Annotated in this window: 8 protein-coding genes; 2 read left to right on the top strand and 6 right to left on the bottom strand. The window is 67.7% G+C overall.

Features of this window, described 5'->3' with window-relative positions:
* Positions 1–360, bottom strand: a 360-nt coding sequence (locus tag JMF90_RS22255; protein ID WP_201325436.1) for a DUF4172 domain-containing protein, incomplete at its 3' end; no start/stop codon positions are given.
* A 90-nt stretch (positions 361–450) separates the two neighbouring features.
* Positions 451–1,368 carry a LysR family transcriptional regulator gene (locus JMF90_RS22250; protein ID WP_012337107.1) on the bottom strand — a complete coding sequence of 306 codons (918 nt, stop codon included), beginning with the start codon at positions 1,366–1,368 and terminating at the stop codon, positions 451–453.
* A 129-nt stretch (positions 1,369–1,497) separates the two neighbouring features.
* Here JMF90_RS22250 and JMF90_RS22245 point away from each other — a divergent pair, with 129 nt between their 5' ends.
* Both JMF90_RS22245 and wrbA read left to right on the top strand, forming a co-directional pair.
* Positions 1,498–2,223, top strand: coding sequence for a pirin family protein (locus tag JMF90_RS22245; protein ID WP_011549308.1), 726 nt, complete (start codon positions 1,498–1,500; stop codon positions 2,221–2,223).
* 60 nt (positions 2,224–2,283) lie between these two features.
* Entirely contained in the window at positions 2,284–2,886 is a 603-nt protein-coding gene (wrbA, locus tag JMF90_RS22240) for an NAD(P)H:quinone oxidoreductase (RefSeq protein ID WP_006481047.1), read from the top strand.
* Between the two features lie 105 nt (positions 2,887–2,991).
* On the opposite strand, the gene JMF90_RS22235 is transcribed toward wrbA, so the two are convergent.
* From JMF90_RS22235 to JMF90_RS22220, 4 genes are all read right to left on the bottom strand, one after another.
* Complete coding sequence (locus tag JMF90_RS22235; protein WP_011549310.1) at positions 2,992–3,297, bottom strand: hypothetical protein; 306 nt, start codon at positions 3,295–3,297, stop codon at positions 2,992–2,994.
* A gap of 228 nt (positions 3,298–3,525) precedes the next feature.
* A complete protein-coding gene (locus JMF90_RS22230) occupies positions 3,526–4,260 on the bottom strand; it encodes an LrgB family protein (RefSeq protein ID WP_006490940.1) in 735 nt (244 codons plus the stop codon).
* Positions 4,257–4,628: a CidA/LrgA family protein gene (locus JMF90_RS22225; protein ID WP_011549311.1), complete on the bottom strand. Its 372-nt coding sequence runs from the start codon at positions 4,626–4,628 to the stop codon at positions 4,257–4,259. The genes JMF90_RS22230 and JMF90_RS22225 overlap by 4 nt, the downstream gene beginning before the upstream one ends.
* A 242-nt stretch (positions 4,629–4,870) precedes the next feature.
* Positions 4,871–5,452, bottom strand: a 582-nt coding sequence (locus tag JMF90_RS22220) for an alpha/beta hydrolase (RefSeq protein WP_201325435.1), incomplete at its 5' end; no start/stop codon positions are given.

Raw genomic sequence — 5,452 nt, 5'->3', positions numbered from 1 at the left:
GGTGACCGGCGCCGCCGAATGGGTCGTCGCATCCAGCACCATGTCGACGACACCCTCGACGTGGCGATCGACCGGCGCCAGCGCGCCGATATCGACGCCGAGCCGGCGCGCGATCGACGACCGGACCGATGCGACATTCAGGTTCTCGCCCTCGATCGCGCTGGTCTTCACGACGTCGTCCGTCAGCGCGGCCAGGCTCGCCTCGTCGCGCAACGCCAGCCCGACATCCGCCAGCCGCCCGGCCAGCATGCCTTGCGCACGGCTGACGTCGGCGAGCGGCGTGGCGAGGGCCGGGAGGTCGAAACGCCATGCCGGCCAGTCGGCCGCTTCCCAGATAAAGGTGTAATCTCCGCTCATCATGCGGAGATTATCCGCTCATTCGCCGCGCGACTCAACAATCTCCGCAAAATGTGCGGATATTAATCACCCCATTCACCGCAAAGCGGCCGGCTACCGTACCCGGCCCGCCCCGTTCCCGCCCGTGGGCGCCGGCTCCCCGAGCCGCTCCGCGAGAAACCCGATGAACGTGCGCAGCGTGACGAACCCTTCCCGGTGCTGCGGAAACACCGCATTGAGCGTGATCGGCGGCGGCACGTACGCGTCGAGCACCGGCACGAGCGCGCCGCTGTCGAGCGCCGCGCCGACGATGAAGTGCGGCAGCAGCGCGATGCCGAGCCCCGCGATCGCGGCGTCGCGCACCACTTCGCCGTTGTTCGCGACGAGCGGCCCCTGCACGTCGAACGTCCGCACTGCACCGTCGACGCGGAACTCCCAGCCGACCCGCCGCTCGCGCCCGTACAGCACACAGGTGTGGCCGGCGAGATCGGCCGGCGTCTGCGGCGTGCCGTGCCGCTTCAGGTAGGCGGGGCTCGCGCACGCGATCATCCGCCACGCGCCGAGCGGACGCGCGATCAACGTGGAATCCTCGAGCGAGCCGATCCGCAGCACGAGGTCGAAGCCCTCGCCGATCAGGTCGACGCGCCGGTCGGTCAGGTCGAGGTTCAGCCGCACGGCCGGGTGCGCGGACAGGAATTCGGCGATCAGCGGCGACACGTGCGTGATCCCGAACGACAGCGGCGCGCTGATCTTCAGCGAGCCATGCAGCTCGGTGCTGCGTACCGACATCGCCTGCTCGGCGTCGGCGATCTCCGCGAGGATGCGCTGCGCGCGCACGTAGAACTCCTGCCCCGATTCGGTCACCGCCAGATTGCGGGTATTCCGGTGCAGCAGCCGGACACCGAGCGACGCCTCCAGCGCCATCGTGCGCCGGCTGACGAACTGCTTGGACAGCATCAGCTGATCGGCCGCCGCCGTGAAGCTGCCGGCGTCCACGGTCGCGACGAAGATCCTCAGGTCGTTGATTTCCATATTGTCCACTCCATGGCGACAGTCATTATCTCTACAGCGATTTATTTGTCAAATAGATTGACCTAAGATTCATCTCAACGAACGGCCGGTCTCACTTCCGAGGTCCGGCGACTTCAAGGACAAAAAATCATGATCGATATCCGTGCAGCAAACCAACGTGGCCGTGCGGAGCATGGCTGGCTCAGCTCCCGTCATACGTTTTCGTTCGCGAATTACTACGATCCGAAGCAAGTCGGCTTCTCCGACCTGCTCGTGATCAACGACGACCGCGTCGCCCCGGGCCGCGGCTTCGGCACGCACCCGCACCGCGACATGGAAATCCTGTCGTACGTGCTCGACGGCGCGCTCGAACACAAGGACTCGATGGGCACCGGTTCGGTGATCGTGCCGGGCGACGTGCAACTGATGAGCGCGGGCACGGGCGTGCGCCACAGCGAGTTCAACCACTCGCAGGACACGCCGGTCCACTTCCTGCAGATCTGGGTCGGGCCGGCCGAAAAGGGTGCCGAGCCGCGCTATCAGCAGACCAATGTCGCGGCCGACGACAAGCGCGGCAAGCTCGCCCTCGTCGTGTCGCCGAACGGCGATGCCGGTTCGCTGAAGATCCGGCAGGACACCCGGATTTACGCGGGCCTGTTCGACGGCGACGAAAGCACGACGCTGGAACTTGATCCGAGCCGTTTTGCTTACGTCCACGTGGCACGCGGCAGCGTGACGGTCAACGGCGTGACACTCGGCGAAGGCGACGGCGCGCGCATCCGCGGCGAACAGGCACTGACGATCGCCGACGGCAAGGATGCCGAAGTGCTGGTGTTCGACCTGCGTCCGGTCGAAGTGACGGCCGAATGGGCGTGACGCCCGTTCGGGAAACCGGGCCCCGCTGAGGCGGGGCCCTTTTAATCGGAGATTCGCAACATGGCCAAGGTTCTCGTTCTTTACTACTCGTCCTACGGGCACGTCGAAACGATGGCGCAGCACATCGTGGAGGGCGCGAAATCGGTGCCCGGCGTCGAGGTCACGCTCAAGCGCGTGCCGGAAACGATCCCCGTCGATCAGGCCCGCGCGATCGGCGTGAAGGTCGACCAGGCCGCACCGGTCGCCACGGTGGACGAACTCGCCGACTACGATGCGATCATCTTCGGCACGCCGACCCGCTTCGGCAACATGGCCGGCCAGATGCGCACGTTCCTCGACCAGACCGGCGGCCTGTGGATGAAAGGCGCGCTCGTCGGCAAGATCGGCAGCGTGTTCGCGTCGACCGGCACGCAGCACGGCGGCCAGGAAACGACGATCACGTCGTTCCACACGACGCTGCTGCATCACGGGATGGTGATCGTGGGTGTGCCGTATGCGTGCAGCGGGCTCGTCAACATGAGCGAAATCACCGGCGGCACGCCGTATGGCGCGACCACGCTCGCCGGCGCGGACGGCAGCCGCCAGCCGAGCGCGAACGAGCTCGACATCGCGCGCTACCAGGGCAAGCACGTCGCGGAACTCGCGAGCAAGCTCGCGTCGTAACGCGGGGGCCTCGCCCCTCGCTGCCCCGCAGTTGTGCAGTTCCGCACATGAACGAACGGCGCCGGTTCAACCGGCGCCGTTCGTGCTGTGCAACGCTGTCGACCGTTACTGGCCCGACGCCGGCGCGGCCGGCGCCGCCTTCGTCGCGGGCGCCTTCTGCACGGCGTTCTGCGGATAGTTGCTCTGGTCGCCGGTCAACCGGTAGCCGCTGCCGGTGCCGATCGCCTTCAGGTCCGACGCGTGCCGCGCGCGGGCCGCCTTGCGCGCCGCCTTCTTCTGCGCCTTGTCGAGCTGCTTCTGCGCCGGCGCGGACGCCGGGTCCTGCGCGTATGCCGCCGGCGCGGCGGTCAACGACAGACCGAACGACGCCGCTACTGCTACTGCCACCGAAACCACGCGAGACTGCTTCATGACCGATCTCCTTGTCGATTGTTGAGTGTGGGTCGGACACCGGCGCGCACGCGACGGCCTGCGACAACGGCACCGATGCAACGTTAGCCGATCGCCGCGCAAATGTCCGTGTGCGTTCCTGAATTGTCCTGATAACGTCACCGATACATGCGCGCCGGGGGCGTCGTCCTTTCGGCATGCCGGCCGCGCCATCAGGGAAACCGATACCCGGGCGGCGTGGGCCGGCGCTCAGATCCAGCGCGACAGCACCGGCAGCAGGATCGGCACGACGAACGCCGTCAGCACGCCGTTCAGCCCCATCCCGAGCCCGGCGAACGCGCCGGCTTCCTCGCTGACCTGGAACGCGCGCGCGGTGCCGATCCCGTGCGACGCGACGCCGAGCGCGAAACCGCGCACGGCCGGCTCGTCGATCCGCAGCAGGTTGAGAATCCCGCGCGCACACACCGCGCCGAAAATCCCGGTCGAGATCACGAGCACGGCCGTGAGCGACGGAATGCCGCCGATCTCCGCGGCGACGGCCATCGCGATCGGCGTCGTCGCCGATTTCGGCGCGAGCGACGCGATCGTCTGATGGGACGCCCCGAACAGCGCGGCGATACCGACCGCCGACACGATCGCGGTCAGCGAACCCGCGAGCAGGCCGACGAGCAGCGGCAACGCGGTGCGCCGCAGCTTCGACCACTGGCGGTACAGCGGCAGTGCGAGCGCGACGGTCGCCGGGCCGAGCAGGAAGTGGACGAACTGCGCGCCTTCGAAATACGTGGGATACGGCGTATGCGTGAGCGTCAGCAGCACGACGATCACCGCGACCGCGATCAGCACCGGATTCGCCAGCGGATTGAAACGCGCCCGCGCATAGACGGCCTGCGCGAACAGATACGCGACCAGCGTGATGGTCAGGCCGAGCAGCGGGCTCGCGGCAAGATAGACCCAGATCGCGCCGAGCTTCGGGAACGCCGTCATTGCGCGCCCTCCGCGGTGCCGCCCGCGCGGCGCTGGCGCCGCAGCAGCGCGCGCGTGACGAGCGCCGTCACCGCGATCGCGAGCGTGGTGCTGACGGCCAGCGCGACGACGACCGCGACCGCGTCGCCGCGCACACGGTCGGCCGACACCATGATGCCGACGCCGGCCGGCACGAACAGCAGCGACAGGTGACGCAGCAGCTCGAGCGCGGTCGGCTCGATCGCATCGGCGACCTGCGGGCGCAGCATCACGAAGCCGAACAGCAGCAGCATGCCGATCACGGGGCCCGGCACCGGCAGGCCAAACAGATAGGACACGCCTTCCCCGAGACACTGGAAGATCAGCAAGACCGCGAATGCCTGCAACATGAACCGCTTCTCCCGAACGTGGCCGCGCGAACGGGCAGCCGCGCGGCCGATGAGCCAGCGGCGTGCGACGCCGGCGTGGACGATACGCGCGATCGTACCAACAATGACGGCGGGCGGGCGCGATCGCCATTCAACCGTTTCGCCCTGACCCGCTGCCGGGCCGGAACCAAACGCCCTCACGCAAAAACGGCGGGCACCTGCCCGCCGTCCTGTCGTTCAGGGTCGAACGACCGCCGATCGCGTTACTTCAGCCGCGTCGCGATTTCATTGGCCATCGCCTTCGTCGCGGCCTTCGTCGGCGCATCGTCGGCCAGCGCGTTCAGCAAGCCGAAATCATGGATCGTGCCGTCGTAGCGCGTGGTCGTCGCATCCACGCCGGCCGCGTCGAGCTTGCGGCCATACGCTTCGCCTTCGTCACGCAGCACGTCGAACTGCGCGACCTGGATCAGCGCGGGCGGCAAACCCTTCAGCTGCGCGACGCTCGCCCGCAGCGGCGACGCGTAGATCTCGTTGCGTTGCGCTTCGTTCTTCGTATAGGCGTCCCAGAACCACTTCATCATCGGCCGCGTCAGGAAGTGGCCTTGCTGATACGCGTTGTACGAACCCGTGTTGAAGTTGTGGTCCGTGACCGGCCACATCAGCCCCTGGAAGCGGATCGCGGGGCCGCCCTTGTCCTTCGCCATCAGCGCGACGACAGCCGACATGTTGCCGCCGACGCTGTTGCCGACCACCGCGAGGCGGCTGCCGTCGACGCCGATCTCCGCGCCGTGCGCGGCCACCCATTTCGTCGTCGCATACGCCTGGTTGATCGCGACCGGGTAACG

The sequence above is a fragment of the Burkholderia sp. E168m23 genome (assembly GCF_016586125.1).
Lineage (GTDB): Bacteria > Pseudomonadota > Gammaproteobacteria > Burkholderiales > Burkholderiaceae > Burkholderia > Burkholderia orbicola.
The sequence above is the reverse complement of the archived record's forward strand: the minus strand, read 5'-3'. Positions and strand labels throughout refer to the sequence as shown.

Coding starts and splice junctions, on each gene's coding strand:
- JMF90_RS22245 (WP_011549308.1), top strand. CDS start 1,498: ATGATCGATATCCGTGCAGCAAACCAACGTGGCCGTGCGGAGCATGGC.
- wrbA (WP_006481047.1), top strand. CDS start 2,284: ATGGCCAAGGTTCTCGTTCTTTACTACTCGTCCTACGGGCACGTCGAA.
- JMF90_RS22230 (WP_006490940.1), bottom strand. CDS start 4,260: ATGACGGCGTTCCCGAAGCTCGGCGCGATCTGGGTCTATCTTGCCGCG.
- JMF90_RS22225 (WP_011549311.1), bottom strand. CDS start 4,628: ATGTTGCAGGCATTCGCGGTCTTGCTGATCTTCCAGTGTCTCGGGGAA.
- JMF90_RS22235 (WP_011549310.1), bottom strand. CDS start 3,297: ATGAAGCAGTCTCGCGTGGTTTCGGTGGCAGTAGCAGTAGCGGCGTCG.
- JMF90_RS22250 (WP_012337107.1), bottom strand. CDS start 1,368: ATGGAAATCAACGACCTGAGGATCTTCGTCGCGACCGTGGACGCCGGC.